This window comes from Pseudomonas sp. NY15435, assembly GCF_048068295.1.
Lineage (GTDB): Bacteria > Pseudomonadota > Gammaproteobacteria > Pseudomonadales > Pseudomonadaceae > Pseudomonas.
The window spans coordinates 125,549-148,032 of record NZ_JBLUQA010000002.1 but is presented as its reverse complement, the minus strand read 5'-3'; the positions used below and the strand labels follow the sequence as shown (position 1 = coordinate 148,032).

General features: G+C 63.0%; 22 protein-coding genes and 1 tRNA gene. 21 read left to right on the top strand and 2 right to left on the bottom strand.

Translation table 11 applies throughout. From position 1 onward, the window contains the following. The first annotated feature begins 44 nt into the window (after positions 1-44). From ACNFH5_RS04770 to ACNFH5_RS04740, 7 genes are all read left to right on the top strand, one after another. Complete coding sequence (locus ACNFH5_RS04770) at positions 45-1,592, top strand: EAL domain-containing protein (RefSeq protein ID WP_416744561.1); 1,548 nt, start codon at positions 45-47, stop codon at positions 1,590-1,592. Positions 1,593-2,170: 578 nt separating this feature from the next. Beyond that, positions 2,171-2,560 carry a type IV pilin protein gene (locus ACNFH5_RS04765; protein ID WP_416744560.1) on the top strand — a complete coding sequence of 130 codons (390 nt, stop codon included), beginning with the start codon at positions 2,171-2,173 and terminating at the stop codon, positions 2,558-2,560. A gap of 5 nt (positions 2,561-2,565) precedes the next feature. Beyond that, positions 2,566-3,117: a type IV pilus modification protein PilV gene (pilV, locus tag ACNFH5_RS04760; RefSeq protein WP_416744559.1), complete on the top strand. Its 552-nt coding sequence runs from the start codon at positions 2,566-2,568 to the stop codon at positions 3,115-3,117. Then, on the top strand, positions 3,114-4,244 hold the full coding sequence (locus ACNFH5_RS04755; protein ID WP_416744558.1) for a PilW family protein: 1,131 nt from the start codon (positions 3,114-3,116) through the stop codon (positions 4,242-4,244). The genes pilV and ACNFH5_RS04755 overlap by 4 nt, the downstream gene beginning before the upstream one ends. Then, positions 4,241-4,729 (top strand): hypothetical protein, encoded by a 489-nt coding sequence (locus ACNFH5_RS04750; protein ID WP_416744557.1) that lies wholly within the window; start codon positions 4,241-4,243, stop codon positions 4,727-4,729. Before ACNFH5_RS04755 ends, ACNFH5_RS04750 begins: the two co-directional genes overlap by 4 nt. Positions 4,730-4,731: 2 nt before the next feature. Further along, positions 4,732-7,785 carry a pilus assembly protein gene (locus tag ACNFH5_RS04745; RefSeq protein ID WP_416744556.1) on the top strand — a complete coding sequence of 1,018 codons (3,054 nt, stop codon included), beginning with the start codon at positions 4,732-4,734 and terminating at the stop codon, positions 7,783-7,785. A gap of 12 nt (positions 7,786-7,797) precedes the next feature. Beyond that, positions 7,798-8,298, top strand: a complete 501-nt coding sequence (locus ACNFH5_RS04740; protein ID WP_416744555.1) for a GspH/FimT family pseudopilin — start codon at positions 7,798-7,800, stop codon at positions 8,296-8,298. Between the two features lie 92 nt (positions 8,299-8,390). Here ACNFH5_RS04740 and ACNFH5_RS04735 read toward each other — a convergent pair. After that, a tRNA-Leu gene (locus tag ACNFH5_RS04735) sits at positions 8,391-8,476 on the bottom strand. Between the two features lie 106 nt (positions 8,477-8,582). On the opposite strand from ACNFH5_RS04735, the gene queA reads away from it, so the two are divergent. The 6 genes from queA (at position 8,583) to ACNFH5_RS04705 (ending at position 14,688) form a co-directional block, all read left to right on the top strand. After that, positions 8,583-9,626 (top strand): tRNA preQ1(34) S-adenosylmethionine ribosyltransferase-isomerase QueA, encoded by a 1,044-nt coding sequence (queA, locus tag ACNFH5_RS04730; RefSeq protein WP_416744554.1) that lies wholly within the window; start codon positions 8,583-8,585, stop codon positions 9,624-9,626. A gap of 12 nt (positions 9,627-9,638) precedes the next feature. Further along, positions 9,639-10,757, top strand: coding sequence for a tRNA guanosine(34) transglycosylase Tgt (gene tgt, locus ACNFH5_RS04725; protein ID WP_416744949.1), 1,119 nt, complete (start codon positions 9,639-9,641; stop codon positions 10,755-10,757). 38 nt (positions 10,758-10,795) lie between these two features. After that, positions 10,796-11,137, top strand: coding sequence for a preprotein translocase subunit YajC (yajC, locus tag ACNFH5_RS04720; protein WP_017522301.1), 342 nt, complete (start codon positions 10,796-10,798; stop codon positions 11,135-11,137). Between the two features lie 64 nt (positions 11,138-11,201). Further along, positions 11,202-13,064: a protein translocase subunit SecD gene (gene secD / locus ACNFH5_RS04715; RefSeq protein WP_416744553.1), complete on the top strand. Its 1,863-nt coding sequence runs from the start codon at positions 11,202-11,204 to the stop codon at positions 13,062-13,064. Positions 13,065-13,074: 10 nt separating this feature from the next. Further along, complete coding sequence (gene secF / locus ACNFH5_RS04710; protein ID WP_416744552.1) at positions 13,075-13,992, top strand: protein translocase subunit SecF; 918 nt, start codon at positions 13,075-13,077, stop codon at positions 13,990-13,992. Between the two features lie 159 nt (positions 13,993-14,151). Further along, entirely contained in the window at positions 14,152-14,688 is a 537-nt protein-coding gene (locus tag ACNFH5_RS04705) for a glycine zipper 2TM domain-containing protein (protein WP_037010115.1), read from the top strand. Positions 14,689-14,893: 205 nt separating this feature from the next. Here ACNFH5_RS04705 and suhB read toward each other — a convergent pair whose 3' ends face one another. Next, positions 14,894-15,709: an inositol-phosphate phosphatase gene (suhB, locus tag ACNFH5_RS04700; protein WP_081515987.1), complete on the bottom strand. Its 816-nt coding sequence runs from the start codon at positions 15,707-15,709 to the stop codon at positions 14,894-14,896. 146 nt (positions 15,710-15,855) lie between these two features. On the opposite strand from suhB, the gene trmJ reads away from it, so the two are divergent. The 8 genes from trmJ (at position 15,856) to hscA (ending at position 22,483) form a co-directional block, all read left to right on the top strand. Next, the gene (gene trmJ / locus ACNFH5_RS04695; protein WP_416744551.1) at positions 15,856-16,635 is read left to right on the top strand and encodes a tRNA (cytosine(32)/uridine(32)-2'-O)-methyltransferase TrmJ; all 780 of its coding nucleotides are present in this window, start codon (positions 15,856-15,858) and stop codon (positions 16,633-16,635) included. After that, entirely contained in the window at positions 16,628-17,407 is a 780-nt protein-coding gene (cysE, locus tag ACNFH5_RS04690; protein WP_416744550.1) for a serine O-acetyltransferase, read from the top strand. Before trmJ ends, cysE begins: the two co-directional genes overlap by 8 nt. Positions 17,408-17,547: 140 nt before the next feature. Next, entirely contained in the window at positions 17,548-18,042 is a 495-nt protein-coding gene (gene iscR / locus ACNFH5_RS04685) for a Fe-S cluster assembly transcriptional regulator IscR (protein WP_088419609.1), read from the top strand. A 28-nt stretch (positions 18,043-18,070) separates the two neighbouring features. Beyond that, a complete protein-coding gene (locus ACNFH5_RS04680) occupies positions 18,071-19,285 on the top strand; it encodes an IscS subfamily cysteine desulfurase (RefSeq protein ID WP_081515981.1) in 1,215 nt (404 codons plus the stop codon). Between the two features lie 27 nt (positions 19,286-19,312). Continuing rightward, a complete protein-coding gene (gene iscU / locus ACNFH5_RS04675) occupies positions 19,313-19,699 on the top strand; it encodes a Fe-S cluster assembly scaffold IscU (protein WP_015478505.1) in 387 nt (128 codons plus the stop codon). A 26-nt stretch (positions 19,700-19,725) separates the two neighbouring features. Continuing rightward, positions 19,726-20,049 carry an iron-sulfur cluster assembly protein IscA gene (gene iscA, locus ACNFH5_RS04670; protein ID WP_024762955.1) on the top strand — a complete coding sequence of 108 codons (324 nt, stop codon included), beginning with the start codon at positions 19,726-19,728 and terminating at the stop codon, positions 20,047-20,049. 8 nt (positions 20,050-20,057) lie between these two features. Continuing rightward, positions 20,058-20,579, top strand: a complete 522-nt coding sequence (gene hscB / locus ACNFH5_RS04665) for a co-chaperone HscB (protein WP_416744549.1) — start codon at positions 20,058-20,060, stop codon at positions 20,577-20,579. Positions 20,580-20,623: 44 nt separating this feature from the next. Then, positions 20,624-22,483, top strand: a complete 1,860-nt coding sequence (hscA, locus tag ACNFH5_RS04660) for a Fe-S protein assembly chaperone HscA (protein ID WP_416744548.1) — start codon at positions 20,624-20,626, stop codon at positions 22,481-22,483. Position 22,484 lies beyond the last annotated feature (1 nt).

Genomic DNA, 22,484 nt, shown 5'->3' with positions numbered 1-22,484 from the left:
GGCAATGCGTCGCAGGTCGCGGCGCCGTCAAGCAAGGAACAAGGATGCCGCTACGCAGCTACACCCGGCGCAGGCTCTTGCCCCGTCTGGTCTTTTCCCTTTCCATGGCGCTGCTGCCGCTGTTGCTGGGCAGCGTGATCATCTACTGGCAGACCTTGCGTGCCCTGTCTGGCGAGGCTCGTACCGCCTCGAACGAGGCGGTGCGCCTGTTCGACGTGATGCTCAGCAATGCCACGGCGGCGGCGCGGGTCGCGTTGCTGCATGACGATGAGGCTTGCGACGATGCCACCCAGGTGCTCAGGGAGCAGGTCGCCGTCGTGCCATTCGTCCGCTCGCTCAACCTGACCCGCGACGACGACATCTATTGCACCTCGCTCTTCGGTGAGTTCGACGAACGCATCGATCCTACTCTTTATGTGGACGGCACCCTGCGCATGATGGCCGGCAACCGGGTGACGCCGCACTATGCCCTGCTGATCCTGCGCCGCGCGGAAGGTCCTCATGCGGCCCTGGCGACCGTGGACGGGCGTTACCTGAGCAATACACTGCAACTGGTCGACCAGCGCAGCGACCTGCAACTGCACGTCGGCGGGCAATGGATGGACGAGGCGGGCATCGTTCGCGACGGTTCGCCCACCCCCCTGCCGCTGGGGCAGGTCGTCCAGCACTCGGAGCGATTCCCCTACTCGGTGGTCGGTGGCTTCCCTGCCGGCGCGCAGTGGCAGCACATCCGCGAGGATTCGCTGCCCCTGGTGACACTGATGTTCATGTTGGGGGGGATTTCCGGATTTGTCTGTTTCTGGCTCTGGGGGCGTTCGGCCACGCCGAGCCTGGAGTTGGAGAGGGCCCTGCTGGCTGGCGAATTCGTGCCCTACCTGCAACCGCTGGTGGATGCCCGGGATGGGCGCTGGGTGGGCGCGGAAGTGCTGATGCGCTGGATTCACCCGCGCGAGGGCATGGTCGGCCCTGATCTGTTCATTCCCATGGCGGAGCGGTCAGGGCTGATCGTGGCGATGACCCGTGAACTGATGCACCAGGTTGCAGATGGGCTGGCGCCGCACGGGCAACTGCTGGGTCAGGGCTTCCACCTGGGCTTCAACATCAGCGCTCGGCACTGCACCGAGTCGGGGCTGTCCGACGATTGCCGGGACTTCCAGGCGCGTTTCCTGCCCCATCGCCCCGAGCTCACCCTGGAGCTGACCGAGCGTGAGCTGATCGTGTCCAGCGAAGTGACTGACGAGCTTTTCGACAACCTCCATGGGCTGGGCGTCAAGCTGGCCATCGACGACTTCGGCACCGGCAACTCGAGCCTGGCCTACCTGCATCGCTTCAAGGTGGATGCGCTGAAGATCGACAAGAGCTTCGTGGCGATGATCGGCGTGGATGCGCTGTCCTCGCACGTCCTCGACAGCATCGTCGAACTCTGCGGCAAGCTCGACCTGATGATCATCGCCGAGGGCGTGGAAACCGAGGAGCAACGGGCCTATCTCGCCCTGCGCGGCGTTGAGGTGCTCCAGGGGTATCTGTTCGACCGGCCAATGCCATTGGCGGCGTTCGTCCAGGCGCTGCAGGAGCGACAAGGGCCGAGCTGAGGCCACTTGCTGTCCTTCACCCTGCTGCCCGGTTGATCGTGAGCGGGCTCTCCCGCCCTCGCGAGCAACGGGGCGCTGGCTATTTCCGTCGTGAAAATAGTTGACTCGATAGTTTGCTTATGAATAGCCGGATAAATATAGGTTGAAGATGTAATAAGTTATCGTCTGTTGTTGGATGGCTGCTGCTTTGAATAAGTTATCAGTAGGGTTGGTTGTTAATTTCAAAGGCGATATGGGTGGTGGTTTTTACTTTTTTTTCACACTTTTTTTATGTGAATTTAATGATTGGTACTGTTGTTCGTGAAGTTTGCCTGGGAATACTTCTAGCGCTCCTTTTCTGATGCCTGTCTGGCCGGTTTTCGGCACTTGCCGTTGAGGCTCTGTTTGGCTCTAATGCGCGTGGTCAGCGGGGTGTTGGCTTTTTGGCGCTACATATTCGTTCATCTTTTTCGCTAGCTATTTGTATATATAGCGACGCATCGGCGACGACTGGTATTGAATTACCGCGTCGGTGGGGTGGCGATTCGCCATTTAACTAATAGAGTCTTTGAAAAGGACCCGAAAAGAGAGTCTTGATAATGTCTGTTAGTTCCCGTGGTTTTACCCTGATCGAGTTGATGGTGGTGGCGGCGATAGTGGCGATCCTGGCCGCAATTGCTTATCCCAGCTATCAGCAGTACGTCATCCGGGGCAAGCGGTCCGCGGCCCAGGCACAGATGATGGATATCGCCAATCGCCAGCAGCAGTTCCTGCTGGCCAATCGCGCCTATGCCAGCAAATCCGCACTGGAAGGCGGCGGCTACGCGCTGCCCACCGAGGTGTCCGCCAACTACGGTTACGACATCACCGTGGGCAGCGGCACTCCGCCCACCTTCACGATCACCTTCACCCCAAGTGGCGCGCAGGCCAGCGACGGCAACCTGACCCTCAGCAGCGACGGCACCAAGACGCCGTCCGCCAAGTGGTGATCGTCATGATGACCTCCCGCCAGAACGGTGTGACCTTGATTGAGCTGCTGATCAGCATTCTGATCATTTCCCTTGGCCTGCTTGGCCTGGCCAAGCTGCAGATGCGCATGCAGTTGTCGGACATGGAGTCCTACCAGCGCGCCCAGGCGCTGCTGCTGCTCAATGACATTTCCAGTCGGATGCTGGCCAATTCCAACAATGCGTCCAGTTACGTCACGGGTGCCTCGTCGCCGGTCGGCTCGGGCATGACCTGCTCGACCTCATCCGGAACCCGCCAGCAGGCGGATATCGCCGACTGGTGCAACAGCCTGCAGGGCGCGGCGGAGGTAGGCGGGGGCAACGTCAAGGCCGGCGCCATGCTGGGCGGGCGCGGCTGCATCCAGTCGCTAGGCAGCAATCAGTACATGATCACGGTCGCCTGGCAGGGGATGAGCCCGATTTCGGCGCCGCCTTCGAGCGTGGCGTGCGGCACCGGCAGCTATGACGGCAGCTCGGGCTGCAGCAGCGATCTATGCCGGCGCGTGGTGACCACCGTCGTGCGGGTGGCCACCCTATGAACCGCGCCTGTCCGCAGCGTGGATTCACGCTGGTGGAGCTGATGGTCGCCGTTACCATCGGCTTGATCATCATGGCGGGGGTCTTGTCGCTCTATCTGAACCTGAGTCGTACCAACGACGACATGGCCAAGACCAACGCCCTGATCGAAAACGGTCGGTTCGCGGTGGGGCTGATGCAGGAAGACTTCGCCCATGCCGGCTTCTGGAACGGATACATCCCCCAGTTCGATGACCTGACGGTGACCGGTATTCCCGGCGACGTGCCGACGGCCCTGGCGCCAGTGTGCTCGGACTTCTCCACCTGGACCGCTGCCGACAAGGTCAATGCCGTCGGCATCGTGGTACAGACCTACTCGGCGGTGCCCAGCGGCTGTTCGGGAATCATCTCTGACCTGGCGGCGAACTCCGACGTGGTGGTGATTCGCCATGCGGAGAACTGCGTGCCCGGCGTTGGCAACTGCGAGGCACTGACGGCCGGCAAGGTGTATTTCCAGGCATCCTTCTGCGACACCGATGCCGGCCCTACGACCCCCAATCCGTTTGTTCTTGCGACTACCGGTTTTACCCTGCGCAAGCGCGACTGCACGACCCTGGGCGAGCGCCGCAAGTTCATCACCAACGTCTATTACGTACGGACCTATGCGGTGACGGCCGGGGATGGCATTCCCACCCTGATGCGTGCGCAGTTCGATACCTCCGGGGGCGCCACGCCGACTAATGGCCTGCAGGCGGCCGTGCCGCTGATCGAGGGCATCGAGTCCTTCCGGGTCGAGCTGGGACTCGATAACGTCAGCGACTCCGGCGCAGCGGTGAACTACGCCCAGGGCGTGTCCTGGGCTGACAGCAGTACCAAGACCTCGCCCACCAATCGGGGTGACGGTTCCCCAGACGGCAGCTTCATTCACTGCGGTTCGACTTCCTGCACCGCAGATCAACTGGTCAATGTCGTCGAGGCGCGTCTCTACGTCGTCGCGCGCACCCGCTCCCCGACACCGGGCTACAGCTCCGACAAGACCTATGCCCTCGGCTCGACGACCCTCGGCCCCTACACCGATGGCTACAAACGGCACCTGTTCACTTCCAGCGCCACGCTGGTGAACGTATCCCGGCGGAGGCAGACGCCATGAAGACGCACCGCAGTATGAGAAGCCAGCAGGGCGCAACCCTGGTGGTCACCCTGGTGATGTTGCTGATGCTGATGCTGATGGTGGGCAGTTCCTACACCCTCAGCGGCACCAATCTCAAGGCCGTGGGCAACATGCAGTTCCGCAACGAGGCGATCGCCTCCGCCAACATCGGCATCGAGCGGGTGCTGGGGTCAGCCTTTACCTCTGCACCGACGGCGGAACAGCTCAACGTCGACATCAACAATGACGGCACCACCGACTACCAGGTGTCGATGGCGACCCCGATCTGCCTGAGCGCGAAACAGGGGGCCGGGTCTTCGCTCTGCGGCAAGCAGACCCAGAGCATGTGCAGCCAGGACTGGAACACCGTCTGGGAATTGAACGCGACCGTGACCGATGCCGTGACCGGGACGGCGGTGAAAGTTCGCTCGGGCGTGCGCGTGCAGCTCACCGATACGCAGAAGCAGACCGTGTGTGGAGCATGAAGATGAAAACTCAGGGCAGTCTCATGATCTTCCGGCGTGCACTCGCCTGCTGTGTGCTGTGCTTCACCTCAGTGGCGGCCTGGGCGGAGGATATCGACCTGTTCGTCGGTACGCCGCCCAATTCGACGGATGCGCCGAACGTGTTGATCATTCTCGACAACACCGCCAACTGGAACACGCCATTCGATAATGAAAAGGCGGCGCTGGTATCGGTGATCAACGGCCTGACCGCGAACAAGTTTCGTGTCGGCCTGATGATGTTCACCGAGACAGGTGGTGGCGACAAGGGCGATGACGGCGCCTATGTGCGGGCTGCCATCCGCTTGTTCGATACGGCGAACAAGCCCAAGTACCAGGCTCTGGTAAACAGCCTGGACGTTGGAGGGGACAAGTCCAACGGCGGCAAGATCAGCAAGGCGATGGAGGAGGCCTGGCTCTATTACTCGGCCAGCGCGCCCAATTCGGGCAACAAGAAGGTGAAGACCGACTACGTCGGCAACGTCTCGGGTACCGCGTCCTCCAAGGCCATCTACGCCCTGACTGGCAACGCTTTGCCATCGAAGGATGGCTCACCTTACGTCAGCCCCATCGTCGCCGGCTGCGCGAAGAATTTCATCATCTACATAAGTAACGGTGCGGCGCAGGACAACACCAACGATATCAAGCAGGCAACGGACGCATTGACCGCGGCCGGCGGCAATGCCACCGCGATTCCGATTTCCCCCAGCGGCTCCCAGGACAACGTGGCCGACGAGTGGGCGCGCTTCATGAAGAAGAGCAGTCTCGCCATTACCACCTACACCGTAGACATCAACAAGGATACCCAAGGGCAGGGGCCTGGCTGGACCGCGCTGCTCAAGAGCATGGCCAACGTCAGTAGCGGCAAGTACTTCGACGTGACTTCCAGCGGCACTCAGATCGCTGACGCGCTGAACGCGATCTTCTCCGAGATCCAGGCCACCAACAGCGTGTTCGCCTCGGTGACGCTGCCGGTCAGCGTCAATACCCAGAGCACTTACCTGAACCAGGTGTTCGTCGGCATGTTCCGGCCTGACACCGATTCCTTCCCGCGCTGGCCCGGCAACCTCAAGCAGTACAAGCTGGGCATGGTCGGCGGCGCGCTTAAAACAGTGGATGCCGACGACAGAAGCGCCATCAACAGCAGTACCGGATTCATCACCGAATGCGCGCGCAGCTTCTGGACGCCCAGCACCACCGACAACTACTGGGCGTTCAAGCCGCAGGGCGGCTGCCTCACAGTCACCGGGGCCGACGCTTCCAACTATCCGGATGGCAACATCGTCGAGAAGGGCGCCCAGGCCTATCGCCTGCGCCAAGGCGGCACGCGGACGGTGAAAACCTGCGCCGCCAGCGCCTGCACCACCCTGACCAACTTCAACACCGCCAACGGTACCGCCATCGGGCTGCTGGGCACGGCGAACACCACTGAACGCGACACCCTGATCAACTGGGCGCGGGGCGATGACAGCCAGGACGAGAACACCAACGCCAACCTGACCGAAGTTCGTTCGTCGGTGCATGGTGACGTGGTCCATTCGCGCCCGGCGGCGGTCAATTACGGGACGGCGGCTTCGCCACAGGTGGTGGTCTACTACGGCGGCAACGATGGCCTGCTGCGGGCAGTCAACGGCAACCGTACCGCCGCCATCGGGTCGGTGCCGGCCGGTAGCGAAATCTGGTCGTTCATGCCGCCGGAGTTCTACCCCAACATCAAGCGCCTGCGTGACAACACCGTCACTATCGCCTTCCCCGGTCACACGACCGGGACGCCGACACCGCTGCCCAAGGCCTACGGCATGGATGGCTCGGTGACCACGGTCCGGCAGGGCACCAGTACCTGGATCTACGCGGCCATGCGCCGTGGTGGTCGGGCGCTGTATGCCTTCGATGTCAGCACGCTGGCCAGCCCCAGCCTGAAATGGAAGATAGGCTGCCCGAACCTGACCAACGATACCGGCTGCTCCACCGACTACAGCGGCATCGGGCAGACCTGGGCCACACCGACCACCTTCACGGCAGCCGGCTACGGCAGCGGTGTCTCGACCATCCTGGCGATGGGCGGGGGCTATGACGCCTGTGAGGACGGCGACCCGAACACCTGCACCTCGTCCTCCAAGGGCAACCGGATCTACATGATCGATGCCGACACCGGGGCTGCGCTGAAGACCTTCACGACTGACCGTGGTGTCGTCGGTGACGTGACCATGGTGACCAACAGCAGCGGCCAGGCGGTCTACGGCTATGCTGCCGACCTGGGCGGCAACGTCTACCGGATTTCCGGGGTGGACGCCGTTTCGCCCATCGGAACGACCGTGCCGGCGAACTGGACCATCACCAAGATTGCCGCGCTGGGTTGCAATTCCGCTTCCAGCTGCACGGCAAACCGCAAGTTCCTCTATGGCCCTGAGGTCGCCGTCAGCAATGGGCAGTACGTCATCCTGCTCGGCTCCGGCGACCGCGAGAAGCCGCTGCTCAGCTACACCTCGGCCGCCAGCGTGGCGAACCGCTTCTACACCCTGCGCGACAACCCCACCGAGTCGACCTGGCTGACGTCCGAGAACGCCACCTGCGGCGCCAATGTGATCTGCAATGCGTCGCTGCTGGCCATCACCAGCACCGCCAACCCCAGCGACGCGGACCTCGCTGCGCACCCGAAGGGCTGGTACCTGGGCCTGGCATCGACCGAACAGGTGGTGACTTCGGCGTTGTTGCTGTTCGATACCATCATCTTCAGTACCCACACCCCGCAGGTCGCGACCACGACCAGCTGCGTCGGCCTCGGCACTGCGCGCAATTACAACATCAACTACCTGAACGCCTCGGCAACCGGCGATCGCTTCCAGGTGATTGCCGGCGGCGGCTTGCCGCCCTCACCGGTGGCCGGTGTCGTGGTGCTCGATGACGGCACGCAGAAGCCCTTCATCATCGGCGGTGGTACGTGTGCCACCGACTCCTCGCTGCAGGGCTGTGAAGCGGTGCCGCCGACGTCCGGAACCCGGCCGAAGTCCTGGGTTTTCTGGGATATCGAGCGATAGGAGGGCTGCATCATGAAAGCAGTTTCCCGGCATGCAGACAGCGGTTTTACCCTGCTGGAACTGATGGTCAGCCTGGCGGTGCTGGCAATCCTGATCGGTATCGCCGTGCCTTCGATGAGCGACGCGACGCTGGCCAGCAAGCTCAAATCCAGCGCCAATGACCTGGTGGCCGGCGTGGCGATGGGGCGCAGCGAGGCGATCAAGCGCAATGCGGTGACCAGCATGTGTGTGTCGAGTGATGGCACCAGTTGCGGTTCGGGCGGATGGGAGCAGGGCTGGATCGTCATTTCCGGCTCGACGGTGATCCAGAAGCACGCCGCAGCCCCGACGGGGTTCAAGGTCACTTCCAGCGTCGCCAAGGTCGACTTCCAGCCGACCGGCGTGGGCAATACCCAGGCGAGCATCACCGTCTGCCGCTCCGCTCCCAGCGCCGGGGCGCAGGAGCGGGTGGTGAGCGTCAGTGCCACCGGACGCGCCTACGTCAGCAAGACCACGACTGGGACCTGTTCCTGAGGCAATCAAAAATCGCAGGCAACAAAAAACCGGCCAGAAGGCCGGTTTTTTGTGGGTTTCGACAGTTCATCGGAACTGCCGAAACGATGTGGTGGTGCCCCGGGAGAGACTCGAACTCTCACTCTGTCGCCAGAAACGGATTTTGAATCCGCCGCGTCTACCATTCCGCCACCGAGGCAATGGGCGCGCAGTATAGGGAGGCGCTCTGCGCCGGTCAATCGGCTCGAATGGTCAGAATTTGGCATTTCCAGTAAGATACGCGCCCCTTCGAGATAGCTCTTCCCATGCGTGTCGCTGACTTTCATTTCGACCTGCCCGAGGCGCTGATCGCCCGCCATCCGCTTCCTGAGCGCCGTTCCAGCCGCCTGCTGGTGCTGGACGGTCCGAGCGGCGAGCTCAGCCATCGGCAATTCGCTGACATCCTCGGCTTCCTCAAGCCGGGTGACCTGATGGTGTTCAATAACACCCGGGTAATCCCTGCCCGCCTGTTCGGCCAGAAGGCTTCTGGCGGCAAGCTGGAAATCCTCGTGGAGCGCGTGCTGGACAGCCATCGCGTGCTGGCCCACGTGCGTTCCAGCAAGTCGCCCAAGCCGGGTTCGAGGATCCTCATCGACGGCGGTGGCGAGGCGGAAATGCTGCTGCGCCACGATGCGCTGTTCGAGTTGGGCTTCAGCGAGGAGGTGCTGCCGCTGCTGGAGCGCGTCGGCCACATGCCGCTGCCGCCTTATATAGACCGCCCGGACGAAGATGCCGACCGGGAGCGCTACCAGACCGTCTATGCCGAGCGCGCCGGTGCCGTTGCGGCGCCGACCGCCGGGCTGCACTTCGATGAGGCGCTGCTCGAGTCGATCCGCGCCAAGGGCGTGGATACCGCGTTCGTCACCCTGCACGTCGGCGCCGGCACCTTCCAGCCGGTGCGCGTGGAGCGCATCGAAGACCACCACATGCACAACGAATGGCTGGAAGTCAGCCAGGAGGTGGTCGACGCCGTGGCCGCCTGCAAGGCGCGCGGTGGTCGTGTGGTCGCTGTTGGTACCACCAGCGTGCGTTCGCTGGAGAGTGCCGCCCGTGATGGTGTTCTCAAACCCTTCAGTGGCGATACGGACATTTTCATTTTCCCCGGGCGGCCGTTCCACGTGGTCGACGCCCTGGTCACCAACTTCCACCTGCCGGAATCCACCCTGCTGATGCTGGTCTCCGCCTTCGCCGGCTACCCCGAGACCATGGCCGCCTACGCGGCGGCAGTGGAGCAGGGCTATCGCTTCTTCAGCTACGGCGATGCCATGTTCATCACCCGCAACCCGGCACCGCGCGGCCCCGAGGACTGATCCATGAGCTTCATGAAATTCGAACTGCTGGCCACCGAGGGCAAGGCCCGTCGCGGCCGCCTGAGCTTCCCCCGCGGCGTGGTGGAAACCCCGGCGTTCATGCCGGTGGGCACCTACGGCACCGTGAAGGGCATGCTCCCGCACGACATCGAGGGCATCGGCGCGCAGATCATCCTCGGCAACACCTTCCACCTGTGGCTGCGTCCGGGCACCGAAGTGATCCAGAAGCACGGCGACCTGCATGACTTCATGCAGTGGAAGGGTCCGATCCTCACTGACTCGGGCGGCTTCCAGGTGTTCAGCCTGGGCGCGCTGCGCAAGATCAAGGAAGAGGGCGTGTACTTCGCCTCGCCGGTGGACGGCGCCAAGGTCTTCATGGGGCCGGAAGAGTCCATGGCCGTACAGCGCGCGCTGGGCTCGGACATCGTGATGATCTTCGACGAGTGCACCCCGTATCCGGCCGAGTTCGACGTCGCCAAGCGCTCAATGGAGCTGTCGCTGCGCTGGGCCAAGCGTTCGAAAGTCGCCCACGGTGATAGCCCGTCGGCGCTGTTCGGCATTGTCCAGGGCGGCATGCACGAAGAGCTGCGCATGCGCTCGCTCGAGGGGCTGCAGGAAATCGGTTTCGACGGCCTGGCCATCGGCGGCCTGTCGGTGGGCGAGCCCAAGGAAGAGATGATCCGCGTGCTGGACTTCCTGCCCAAGCACATGCCGGCTGACAAACCTCGTTACCTGATGGGTGTGGGCAAACCCGAAGACCTCGTGGAAGGTGTGCGCCGGGGCGTCGACATGTTCGATTGCGTCATGCCCACCCGCAATGCGCGCAATGGCCACCTTTTCGTTGACACCGGGGTGATCAAGATCCGCAACGCGGTTCACAAACATGACGAATCGCCGCTGGACCCGACCTGCGATTGCTACACCTGCAAACACTTCTCCCGCGCCTACCTCTACCACCTGGACAAGTGCGGCGAAATGCTCGGCAGCATGCTCAATACCATCCACAACTTGCGGCATTATCAGCGGCTTATGGCTGGTTTGCGCGAGGCAATCCAACAGGGTACATTGGCGAACTTTGTCGACGCCTTCTACGCCAAGCGCGGCCTACCCGTGCCGCCGCTGGCGGACTGACCTTATTCATCGAAAAAGCTTTGAGACAGGAGTTTCCAATGAGTTTTCTGATTCCCGCTGCCTACGCTGACGCCGCAGCCCCCGCCGCTGCTGCAGGCCCGGCCGGCACTGGCTTCGAGTGGATTTTCCTGGTCGGTTTCCTGGTCATCTTCTACCTGATGATCTGGCGTCCCCAGGCCAAGCGCTCCAAGGAGCACAAGAACCTGCTGTCCGGCCTGCAGAAGGGCGATGAAGTCGTCACTTCCGCCGGTATCGCCGGCAAGGTCACCAAGGTCGCCGAGGACTTCGTCGTCGTCGAGGTTTCCGACAACGTCGAGCTGAAGTTCCAGAAGGCCGCGATCGCCGCCACCCTGCCGAAAGGCACCCTCAAGGCGATCTGATCCACCTCTTAGAAACCCAACCGACGGGGCGCAAGATGCGCCCCGCGTCATAACGGGCGGTGTCATGCTCAACAAGTATCCCCTGTGGAAGTATCTGCTGATCCTGGCGGTCCTGGCCGTCGGTTTCATCTACTCCGCACCCAACCTCTATCCTGACGATCCGGCCGTGCAGATCAGCGGCGCAAGCACCGCGCTGCAGATTTCCCAGGCTGACCTGGACAAGGCCAGCAAGGCGCTCGCCGACGCTGGCATCGCCGTCAAGGCGGGCTCGCTGGGCAAGAACAGTGGTCTGATCCGCCTGGTCAAGCAGGAAGACCAGCTGCCGGCCAAGGACATCGTCCGCCGTGCACTGGGTGACGACTACGTAGTCGCCCTGAACCTGGCCCAGACCACGCCGAACTGGCTGCGCAATATTGCTGCCCACCCGATGAAGCTGGGTCTCGACCTGTCCGGTGGTGTGCACTTCCTGCTGGAAGTGGACATGGACAAGGCCGTCGATGCCCGCATGAAGGTGTACGAGAACGAGGTCAAGAGCGCCCTGCGTAAAGAGCGCGTGCGCTACCGCAGCCTGCCTGTGCAGGACGGCGGCATCCAGCTGGGCTTCACCGAAGAAGCCGACCTGGACAAGGCCAAGTCGATCATCGCCAAGGATTTCCGCGATTTCGAAACCGCCCAGAGCGAGCGCAATGGCATGCAGGTCCTGCGCCTGGCCATGACCGCCACCAAGCTGGCCGAAATCCGCGAATACTCGATCAAGCAGAACCTCACCACCGTCCGCAACCGCGTGAACGAGCTGGGCGTGTCCGAGCCGCTGGTACAGCGCCAGGGCGCCAACCGCATCGTCGTCGAGCTGCCGGGCGTGCAGGACACCGCTGAAGCCAAGCGTATCCTGGGCAAGACTGCCAACCTGGAGTTCCGCCTGGCCGCCGAGCCGGATGCGATCAAGTCCTCCACCGAAACCTTCGAGTTCCGCGAGCCGCGTCGTCCGCCGGCGAGCCTGGAGCGTGGTGTGATCATCACCGGTGACCAGGTCACCGACGCCAGCGCCAGCTTCGACGAGAACGGCCGTCCGCAGGTGAACATCCGTCTGGATGGCCACGGCGGCGAGCTGATGAACCGCGCGACCCGCAACAACGTCGGCCGCAGCATGGCGGTGGTGTTCATCGAGCAGAAGCCGATTACCCGCTACACCAAGCAGGTCGTCGACGGCGTCGAGCAGGACGTTGCTGTCCCGGCGTTCAAGGAAGAGAAACAGATCATCAGCCTGGCGACCATCCAGTCGCCGCTGGGTAACCAGTTCCGCATCACCGGCCTGGACGCTCCGGGCGAGTCCTCGGAACTGGCCCTGCTGCTGCGCGCTGGTGGCCTGGCGGCGCCGATGTACTTCGCCGAAGAGCGCACCATCGGCCCGAGCCTGGGTGCGGACAACATCGCCAAGGGTATCGACGCATCCCTGTGGGGCATGGTCTTCGTTTCCCTGTTCATCATCGTCATCTACCGCTTCTTCGGCGTGATCGCCACCGTCGCCCTGGCCTTCAACATGGTCATGCTGGTGGCATTGATGTCGATCCTCGGCGCAACCCTGACCCTGCCGGGCATCGCGGGTATCGTGCTGACCATGGGCATGGCGGTGGACGCCAACGTGCTGATCTTCTCGCGGATACGCGAGGAACTGGCGGCGGGCATGTCGACGCAGCGGGCGATCCATGAGGGCTTCAACCGTGCCTTCACCGCGATCATCGACGCCAACCTGACCTCGCTGCTGGTCGGCGGCATCCTCTACGCCATGGGCACCGGCCCGGTGAAGGGCTTCGCCGTGACCATGTCCCTGGGTATTCTCACCTCGATGTTCACTGCCATTCTGGTCACCCGCGCAATGGTGAACCTGATCTACGGCGGCCGCGACGTTAAGAAGCTGTGGATCTAAGGGGCCAGAGATGAATATCAAGATCGGTACTATCAACTTCATGGGCGTTCGCAATATTGCGTTCGCCGCAACCCTGATCCTCACCCTGATCGCCCTCGGCAGTTGGGTCTTCAAGGGCATCAACTTCGGCCTGGATTTCACCGGCGGTACGTCGATCAAGCTGACCTACGAGCAGCCTGCCGACCTTTCCAAGGTGCGTGAGCAACTGGTCGCCGCGGGTTACAGCGAAGCCGTGGTGCAGAGCTTCGGTGATACCCGAGACGTACTGGTGCGCATGCCCAGCGAAGATCCGGAACTCGGAAAGAAGGTCGCCACTGCGCTGCAGAAGGCTGACGCTTCGAACCCGGCCAAGGTGAACGGCGTCGAGTACGTCGGCCCGCAGGTGGGTGAAGAGCTGCGCGATCAGGGCGGCCTCGGCATGCTCCTGGCGCTGGGCGGCATCCTGCTGTACGTGGGCTTCCGCTTCCAGTGGAAGTTCGCCCTGGGGGCGATCCTCTCGCTGATCCACGACGCCATCATCGTGATGGGCGTGCTGTCGTTCTTCCAGATCACCTTCGACCTGACCGTGCTCGCCGCGGTGCTGGCGGTGGTGGGCTACTCGCTGAACGACACCATCGTGATCTTCGACCGGGTGCGCGAGAACTTCCGTGTACTGCGCAAGGCCAGCCTGATCGAGAACATCAACATCTCGACCAGCCAGACCCTGCTGCGGACCATCGCTACCTCGGTATCGACCCTGCTGGCCATTGCCGCTCTGCTGTTCTTTGGCGGCGACAACCTGTTCGGCTTCTCCATCGCCCTGTTCGTCGGGGTAATGGCGGGTACCTACTCGTCGATCTACATCGCCAACGTGGTGCTGATCTGGCTGAATCTGTCCAGCGAGGACCTGATTCCTCCGCCGAGTAAGGAAGTCGACGAACGCCCGTAATAGAGCGCTTCCGGCCCTCCACAGAAAACTCCCGCTTCGGCGGGAGTTTTCGTTTGTAGGGGGTGTGTCACGTATTTGCCGGAACTTTCTTACAAAAGAGCTGCTCCAAGGCAAGGTAAAGGGCGAGGCCCGAATGAGAAGAAAGACCAGGAGAACCCTATGAACAAGTCGTTGCTAATCGGTACCGTGCTGGGCGCTGTAGGCGTGACTGCCGGTGGCGCCGTGGCTACCTACAGTCTGGTGGACCGCGCACCGCAATACGCCGAGGTGCTCGCCGTTCAGCCGGTCAAGGAAACCATCAAGAATCCGCGCCAGGTCTGCAAGGACGTGGCAGTGACCCACCAGCGCCCGGTCAAGGACCAGCATCAGATTGCCGGTACGGCAATTGGCGCCATCGCTGGCGGCCTGCTGGGCAACCAGATCGGTGGCGGCAACGGCAAGAAGATCGCCACCGTGGCAGGCGCCATCGGCGGCGGTTATGCGGGCAACAAGGTGCAGGAAGGCATGCAGGAGCGTGATACCTACACCACCACTGAAACCCGCTGCAGCACCGTCAATGACACCAGCGAGAAGGTCGTCGGTTACGACGTGAAGTACCTGCTCGACGGCAAGGCCGGTCAGGTCCGCATGGATCGTGATCCGGGCTCGCAGATTCCGGTCGACAAGAGCGGTCGGCTGGTCCTGGGGCAGCAATAAGTAGTCGCCAGGTGAAAGTGAAAAAGGCGCCCATTGGGCGCCTTTTTCTTTTCTGCTTTCTGTAGGAGCGAGCTTGCTCGCGAACCGCCTCAAGCCCTGGTGGCAGGATAAAAAACTTCGCGAGCAAGCTCGCTCCTACAGGGAGTGCGTTCTTGCAGGCACAAAAAAGCCCGGCATCGCCGGGCTTTTCTTGCGTCGCTCAGGCTCAGCGCTTGAGCGAGGCTGGCAGGTGCGGCTGGATGCTGGTCAGCAGGGCCTTGAAGCACTTGGTGTTGCCGGCAACGATCTGGCCCTTCTCGAGGAATTCGTGACCGCCGGTGAAGTCGCTCACCAGGCCGCCCGCTTCCTGGATCAGCAGGGCGCCAGCAGCCATGTCCCACTCGGACAGACCGAATTCCCAGAAGGCGTCGTAACGGCCGGCGGCGACGTAGGCCAGGTCCAGGCTCGCGGCGCCGGCGCGGCGGATGCCGGCGGTCTGGCCGACCAGGCTGCGGAACATGCCCAGGTAGGCGTCCAGGTTGTCCATCTGGCTGTCGCGGAACGGGAAGCCGGTGCCGAGCAGGGCGCCTTCCAGGCTCTTGCGATTGCTGACGCGCAGGCGACGGCCGTTCAGTGCGGCGCCACGGCCGCGGCTGGCAGTGAATTCTTCCTGGCGGACCGGGTCGAGGACTACGGCGTGCTCGAGGCGGCCGCGGTATTTGCAGGCGATGCTGACGGCGTAGTGCGGAACGCCGTGGATGAAGTTGGTGGTGCCATCCAGCGGGTCGATGATCCACAGGTAGTCGGCGCCTTCGCCGCTGCCTTCGAGCATGCCGCCTTCTTCGCCCATGATCCCGTGGTTCGGGTAGGCCTTGCGCAGGGCGGTGACGATGGAGAGTTCGGCCGCGCGATCGACTTCGGTGACGTAGTCGTTGGCTTCTTTCTCGTTGACCGACAGGGTGTCCAGGCGTTCGATGGAGCGGAAGATCAGTTCACCGGCGCTGCGAGCGGCGCGCAGGGCGATATTCAGCATAGGCTGCATGGAGAGGTCACCTGGGTCGTTAAAGAAAGCCGAACATTCTAGCAGAAAGCCATGGAGTTCATAGAGCGACCTGTCGCCTGCGTGGCGCAAGACCCACCGCTGCGGTAGGATTCCCTCCCTTTTTCGCTTTTGTGTGGAGTCGCGCGTTGCTCGACAAAATTCGCGTGGTGCTGGTCAACACCAGCCATCCCGGCAATATCGGCGGTACGGCCCGTGCGATGAAGAACATGGGGCTGTCGCGCCTGGTGCTGGTCGATCCGATGGATTTCCTTAGTGGCGAGGCGCGTGCGCGTGCTTCCGGCGCCGATGACATTCTCGACGCGGCCGTGGTCGTTCCCACGCTCGAAGATGCCCTGGCGGGCTGCAGTCTGGTGCTCGGCACCAGCGCGCGCGATCGCCGCATTCCCTGGCCGCTGCTCGATCCCCGCGAGTGCGCCACCACCAGTCTGGAGCATGTCCAGCAGGGTGGTGAGGTCGCTTTGGTGTTCGGTCGCGAGTACGCCGGCCTGACCAACGAGGAGCTGCAGCGATGTCAGTTCCATGTGCACATCCCGGCCAATCCCGAGTTCAGCTCGCTGAACCTGGCGACGGCGGTGCAGGTGCTGGTCTATGAGGTGCGCATGGCCTGGCTGGCCGCTCAGGGGCAGCCGACCAAGCAGGAGAAGGTAGAGTCCACCGCGATGCTCAACAGCGTTCCGGTGACGTCGGATGAGCTGGAGCGCTTCTACGCGCACCTGGAATCGACGCTGGTGGATATCCAGTTCCTCGACCCGCAGAAGCCGCGCCACCTGATGTCGCGCCTGCGTCGCCTGTACGGTCGCAGCGGCGTCAGTAAGCTGGAGATGAATATCCTGCGGGGTATTCTCACCGAGACACAGAAGGCTGCCCGTGGGGAGCTTTCCAAGCGGAGTGATGAAGATGTTTGAGCGTGTACGCGAAGATATTCAAAGCGTATTCCATCGTGACCCGGCGGCGCGCAACGCCTTCGAGGTGCTCACCTGCTACCCGGGCCTGCATGCCGTCTGGCTGCATCGCCTGGCCCATGGCCTGTGGACGTCCGGCTGGAAGTGGCTGGCGCGCATGGTGTCGAACTTCGGTCGCTGGATGACCGGCATCGAGATCCATCCGGGTGCGAAGATCGGTCGCCGCTTCTTCATTGACCATGGTTTGGGAATTGTCATCGGCGAAACTGCCGAGATCGGCGACGACGTGACTATCTATCAGGGTGTGACCCTGGGTGGCACCAGCTGGAACAAGGGCAAGCGTCACCCAACGCTGGCCGATGGCGTGGTGGTTGGGGCGGGCGCCAAGGTGCTGGGTCCGTTCACCGTTGGTGCCGGCGCCAAGGTCGGTTCCAATGCCGTGGTGACCAAAGAGGTACCGCCGGGTGCCACTGTTGTGGGTATTCCGGGCCGCATCATCGTCAAGGATGATGCGGATCAGGCTGCCAAGCGCCAGGCTATGGCGGAAAAGCTCGGGTTCGATGCCTACGGTGTCAGCCAGGACATGCCCGACCCGGTGGCGCGCGCCATCGGCCAACTGCTCGATCATCTGCAGGCAGTCGACGGCCGGTTGGAGGGCATGTGCAAGGCTCTGACAGCGCTGGGCAGTGACTACTGTGCGAAAGATCTTCCGATTCTGCGGGAAGAGGACTTCGCCGGAGTGAAGGATCAGGAGAGCAGCAAGTCGGCGCAGTGATGCGCCGGCTCTTGCATTGCTGCTACAATATGCCGCCGTTCGCTGGCTAATTCCGACTAAAGTAATAGGTCTTATAGTTGACTTAAATAGTCGGAAAAGAGCATACTCCCGCCATACCAGCGATTCTTCCGGATTTCCCCATGCGATTGACCACCAAAGGCCGCTATGCCGTCACCGCCATGCTCGATCTGGCGTTGCACGCCCAGCGTGGCCCGGTTTCTCTCGCCGATATCTCCGAGCGCCAGGGTATCTCCCTGTCCTACCTGGAGCAGCTGTTCGCCAAGTTGCGCCGTGGCAACCTGGTGGTCAGCGTGCGCGGTCCGGGCGGCGGCTATCAGCTGTCCCGCGACATGACGGGCATCCACGTCGCCCAGGTGATCGATGCAGTCAACGAGTCGGTCGACGCCACCCGCTGTCAGGGGCAGGGCGACTGCCACTCCGGCGATACCTGCCTGACCCACCACTTGTGGTGCGACCTCAGCCAGCAGATTCACGAGTTCCTCAGTGGCATCAGCCTGGCCGACCTGGTCGAGCGCCGCGAAGTTCAAGAGGTCGCCCAGCGCCAGGACGAGCGTCGCTGCTCGGGCAGTAAGCCGCTGCGCCTCGACAAGATTGAAGCGTCCGCCATCGATTGAGCGAACGCCCGCCTGTAGGAGTTACCTGATGAGATTGCCGATTTACCTCGACTACTCCGCCACCACCCCGGTGGATCCGCGTGTCGCTCAGAAAATGGCCGACTGCCTGCTGGTTGACGGCAACTTTGGCAACCCGGCTTCGCGTTCCCACCTCTTCGGCTGGAAGGCCGAGGAAGCGGCTGAGAACGCCCGTCGCCAGGTCGCTGAGCTGGTCAATGCCGATCCCCGCGAGATCGTCTGGACGTCCGGTGCTACCGAGTCCGACAACCTCGCCGTCAAGGGCGTCGCGCACTTCTACGCGACCAAGGGCAAGCACATCATCACCTCGAAGATCGAGCACAAGGCGGTCCTGGATACCTGCCGCCAGCTGGAGCGCGAAGGCTTCGAAGTGACCTACCTGGAGCCGACCCCCGAGGGCATCATCACCCCGGCGATGGTCGAGGCCGCCCTGCGTGACGACACCATCCTGGTCTCGGTCATGCACGTGAACAACGAAGTCGGCAGCATCAACGACATCGCCGCCATCGGCGAGCTGACCCGCTCGCGCGGCATCCTGCTGCACGTCGACGCCGCCCAGTCCGCCGGTAAAGTCGACATCGACCTGGAGAAACTCAAGGTCGACCTGATGTCCTTCTCCGCCCACAAGGTCTACGGCCCCAAAGGCATGGGCGCGCTGTACGTGCGCCGCAAGCCGCGCGTTCGTCTGGAAGCCCAGATGCACGGTGGCGGCCATGAGCGCGGCATGCGTTCGGGCACCCTGGCGACTCACCAGATCGTCGGCATGGGCGAAGCCTTCCGCATCGCCAAGGAAGAAATGCACCAGGAAATGGCTCGCATCGAAGGCCTGCGCAAGCGCTTCTTCGATCAGGTGCAGGACCTGGAAGAGCTGTACCTCAATGGCAGCCCCACTTCCTACGCGCCGAACATCCTCAACGTCAGCTTCAACTACGTCGAAGGCGAGTCGCTGATGATGTCGCTCAAGGACCTGGCCGTTTCGTCCGGTTCCGCCTGCACCTCGGCTTCGCTGGAGCCGTCCTACGTGCTCCGCGCCTTGGGTCGCAACGACGAACTGGCGCACAGCTCCATCCGTTTCAGCTTCGGCCGCTTCACCACTGAAGAAGAGGTCGATTACGCCGCCAAGAAGGTGGTGGAAGCCGTTTCCAAGCTGCGTGAGCTCTCGCCGCTGTGGGATATGTTCAAAGAGGGTGTCGACCTGTCCAAGGTCGAATGGCAGGCCCACTGACCCGCCCCGTAGAAGTGAGGATTAGCCATGGCTTACAGTGACAAGGTCATCGACCACTACGAAAACCCGCGCAACGTCGGCAAGCTCAACGCCGAAGATCCGGACGTCGGCACCGGCATGGTCGGCGCGCCGGCCTGCGGCGACGTAATGCGCCTGCAGATCAAGGTCAACGAGCAGGGTGTCATCGAAGACGCCAAGTTCAAGACCTACGGTTGCGGCTCGGCCATTGCCTCCAGCTCCCTCGCCACCGAGTGGATGAAGGGCAAGACCCTGGACGAAGCCGAATCCATCAAGAACACCACCATCGCCGAAGAACTGGCCCTGCCGCCGGTGAAGATCCACTGCTCGGTACTCGCCGAGGACGCCATCAAGGCGGCCGTACGCGACTACAAGCAGAAGAAAGGTCTGCTCTGAAGCGATCCGTTGAGTAAGGAGTTCCCATGGCCATCAGCATGACCGAAGCCGCCGCCAATCACGTTCGCCGCTCCCTCGAAGGGCGCGGCAAGGGCGAAGGTATTCGTCTTGGCGTGCGTACCACCGGTTGTTCGGGCCTTGCCTACGTGCTGGAGTTCGTCGACGAACTGGCGGCCGAGGACGAGGTCTTCGAGAGCCACGGTGTGAAGGTCATCATCGACCCGAAAAGCCTGGTTTACCTCGACGGCACGGAGTTGGACTTCACCAAGGAAGGCCTCAACGAGGGCTTCAAGTTCAACAACCCGAACGTACGCGGTGAGTGTGGCTGCGGCGAAAGCTTCAACGTCTGAGGCTGGGTGTGGGTAGTCCCTGTCACTTCGCGCTGTTCGACCTGCAGCCGGGCTTCCGGATCGATCTGGAAGCCCTCGGCAATCGCTACCGTGAGCTGGTGCGAACCGTCCATCCGGACCGTTTCGCCGATGCTTCCGAGCGCGAGCAGAGACTGGCGCAGGCCAAGGCCGCTGAACTCAACGATGCCTACCAGACGCTGAAGAGCGTTCCGCGTCGTGCCCTGTACCTGCTGGCCCTGCGCGGCGATGCTCTGCCGCTGGAAGCCACGGTGCAGGACCCGGAGTTTCTTCTGCAGCAGATGCAGCTGCGGGAGGATCTGGAAGACCTGCAGGACAGTGCCGATCTCGACGGCGTGGCGCAGTTCAAGCGTCAGCTGAAGTCCGCCCAGCAGCAGCTCGAGGCGGATTTCGCCGAGTGCTGGGATGACGCCGCCCGCCGCGATCTGGCCGAGCGCCTTGTGCGTCGCATGCAGTTCCTCGACAAGCTGGCGCAGGAAGTGCGGCAGCTGGAAGAGCGACTCGACGATTAATCCGCGCGGCCCACGCCGCGCCCGATAGCCTGATTAGATACCGCATGGCCTTACTGCAGATCGCCGAGCCCGGACAAAGCCCCCAGCCACACCAGCGTCGTCTGGCCGTGGGGATCGACCTGGGCACCACGAATTCCCTCGTCGCTGCCGTGCGCAGCGGCGTCGCGGCTCCGCTGCCGGACGATCGCGGTGAAGTGATCCTGCCGTCGGCGGTGCGTTATCTCGCTGATCGCATCGAAGTGGGGGAGAGCGTTCGCGCCACTGCCGCGCAGGATCCACTCAACTCCATCATCTCGGTCAAACGCTTCATGGGCCGCGGCCTGGAAGACGTGAAGCAACTGGGCGGCCAACTGCCGTACCGCTTCACTCAGGGCGAGTCGCACATGCCCTTCATCGAGACCGTCCAGGGCGCCAAGAGCCCGGTGGAAGTCTCGGCTGAAATCCTCCGTGTCCTGCGTCAGCGCGCCGAATCCACCTTGGGTGGCGAGCTCGTCGGTGCGGTGATCACCGTCCCCGCTTATTTTGACGACGCCCAGCGCCAAGCCACCAAGGACGCCGCGCGTCTGGCCGGCCTGCATGTGCTGCGCCTGCTCAACGAGCCGACTGCCGCCGCTGTCGCCTATGGCCTGGACAAGAATGCCGAGGGCCTGGTCGCCATCTATGACCTGGGTGGCGGCACTTTCGATATCTCGATCCTGCGCCTGACCCGCGGTGTCTTCGAAGTCCTGGCCACTGGCGGCGATACCGCCCTGGGCGGCGACGACTTCGATCATGCCATCGCCGGCTGGATCATCGAGCAGGCGGGCATCTCGGTCGACCTCGACCCGGGTACCCAGCGCCGCCTGTTGCAGGCTGCCTGCGCGGCGAAAGAGGTTCTGACCGATAGCGACGTCGTTTCCGTTGCTCATGACGGTTGGACTGGCGAGCTTTCCCGTGCCCAGCTCGAGGCCCTGATCGATCCGCTGATCCAGCGCAGCCTCAAGTCCTGCCGTCGCGCCGTGCGTGATTCCGGTGTCGAGCTGGAAGAAGTCAGCGCTGTGGTCATGGTCGGTGGCTCCACTCGCGTGCCGCGCGTTCGTGAGCTGGTAGGTGAGCTGTTCGGTCGCGAGCCGCTGACTGATATCGACCCGGATCAGGTGGTCGCCATCGGCGCCGCCATCCAGGCTGATGCCCTGGCCGGCAACAAGCGCGGCGAAGAGCTGCTGCTGCTGGATGTGATTCCCCTGTCGCTCGGCCTGGAAACCATGGGCGGGCTGATGGAGAAGGTGATTCCGCGCAATACCACCATCCCGGTGGCGCGCGCCCAGGAGTTCACCACCTACAAGGATGGCCAGACGGCCATGATGATTCACGTGCTGCAAGGCGAACGTGAGCTGGTCAAGGACTGCCGGTCCCTGGCGCGCTTCGAGCTGCGCGGCATTCCGCCGATGGTGGCGGGCGCGGCGAAGATCCGCGTCAGCTTCCAGGTCGATGCCGATGGCCTGCTGGGCGTGTCCGCCCGCGAGCTGTCTTCCGGTGTCGAGGCGAGCATCCAGGTCAAGCCGTCCTACGGTCTGACTGACGGCGAAATCGCCCGCATGCTGCAGGACTCCTTCCAGTACGCCGGCGACGACATGGCCGCCCGCGCTCTGCGCGAGCAGCAGGTCGAGGCCCAGCGTCTGCTGGAGGCTGTGCAGTCGGCGTTGGACGCCGATGGCGAGCGCCTGCTGGACGCCGACGAGCGCCTGGTCATCGATGCCGGGATGGATTCGCTGCGCGAGCTGGCTACCGGCAGCGATGCCACTGCCATCGAACTACAGATCAAGCGTCTGTCCCAGCTGACCGACGCCTTTGCCGCGCGCCGTATGGACGCCACCGTCAAAGCCGCACTGGCCGGTCGCCGGCTCAACGAAATCGAGGAATAAG

What these genes read in the sequence shown, in the direction of transcription:
- ACNFH5_RS04770 (WP_416744561.1), top strand. Translation starts at nt 45, where the DNA reads ATGCCGCTACGCAGCTACACCCGGCGCAGGCTCTTGCCCCGTCTGGTC.
- ACNFH5_RS04765 (WP_416744560.1), top strand. Translation starts at nt 2,171, where the DNA reads ATGTCTGTTAGTTCCCGTGGTTTTACCCTGATCGAGTTGATGGTGGTG.
- pilV (WP_416744559.1), top strand. Translation starts at nt 2,566, where the DNA reads ATGATGACCTCCCGCCAGAACGGTGTGACCTTGATTGAGCTGCTGATC.
- ACNFH5_RS04755 (WP_416744558.1), top strand. Translation starts at nt 3,114, where the DNA reads ATGAACCGCGCCTGTCCGCAGCGTGGATTCACGCTGGTGGAGCTGATG.
- ACNFH5_RS04750 (WP_416744557.1), top strand. Translation starts at nt 4,241, where the DNA reads ATGAAGACGCACCGCAGTATGAGAAGCCAGCAGGGCGCAACCCTGGTG.
- ACNFH5_RS04745 (WP_416744556.1), top strand. Translation starts at nt 4,732, where the DNA reads ATGAAAACTCAGGGCAGTCTCATGATCTTCCGGCGTGCACTCGCCTGC.
- ACNFH5_RS04740 (WP_416744555.1), top strand. Translation starts at nt 7,798, where the DNA reads ATGAAAGCAGTTTCCCGGCATGCAGACAGCGGTTTTACCCTGCTGGAA.
- queA (WP_416744554.1), top strand. Translation starts at nt 8,583, where the DNA reads ATGCGTGTCGCTGACTTTCATTTCGACCTGCCCGAGGCGCTGATCGCC.
- tgt (WP_416744949.1), top strand. Translation starts at nt 9,639, where the DNA reads ATGAAATTCGAACTGCTGGCCACCGAGGGCAAGGCCCGTCGCGGCCGC.
- yajC (WP_017522301.1), top strand. Translation starts at nt 10,796, where the DNA reads ATGAGTTTTCTGATTCCCGCTGCCTACGCTGACGCCGCAGCCCCCGCC.
- secD (WP_416744553.1), top strand. Translation starts at nt 11,202, where the DNA reads ATGCTCAACAAGTATCCCCTGTGGAAGTATCTGCTGATCCTGGCGGTC.
- secF (WP_416744552.1), top strand. Translation starts at nt 13,075, where the DNA reads ATGAATATCAAGATCGGTACTATCAACTTCATGGGCGTTCGCAATATT.
- ACNFH5_RS04705 (WP_037010115.1), top strand. Translation starts at nt 14,152, where the DNA reads ATGAACAAGTCGTTGCTAATCGGTACCGTGCTGGGCGCTGTAGGCGTG.
- suhB (WP_081515987.1), bottom strand. Translation starts at nt 15,709, where the DNA reads ATGCAGCCTATGCTGAATATCGCCCTGCGCGCCGCTCGCAGCGCCGGT.
- cysE (WP_416744550.1), top strand. Translation starts at nt 16,628, where the DNA reads ATGTTTGAGCGTGTACGCGAAGATATTCAAAGCGTATTCCATCGTGAC.
- iscR (WP_088419609.1), top strand. Translation starts at nt 17,548, where the DNA reads ATGCGATTGACCACCAAAGGCCGCTATGCCGTCACCGCCATGCTCGAT.
- ACNFH5_RS04680 (WP_081515981.1), top strand. Translation starts at nt 18,071, where the DNA reads ATGAGATTGCCGATTTACCTCGACTACTCCGCCACCACCCCGGTGGAT.
- iscU (WP_015478505.1), top strand. Translation starts at nt 19,313, where the DNA reads ATGGCTTACAGTGACAAGGTCATCGACCACTACGAAAACCCGCGCAAC.
- iscA (WP_024762955.1), top strand. Translation starts at nt 19,726, where the DNA reads ATGGCCATCAGCATGACCGAAGCCGCCGCCAATCACGTTCGCCGCTCC.
- hscA (WP_416744548.1), top strand. Translation starts at nt 20,624, where the DNA reads ATGGCCTTACTGCAGATCGCCGAGCCCGGACAAAGCCCCCAGCCACAC.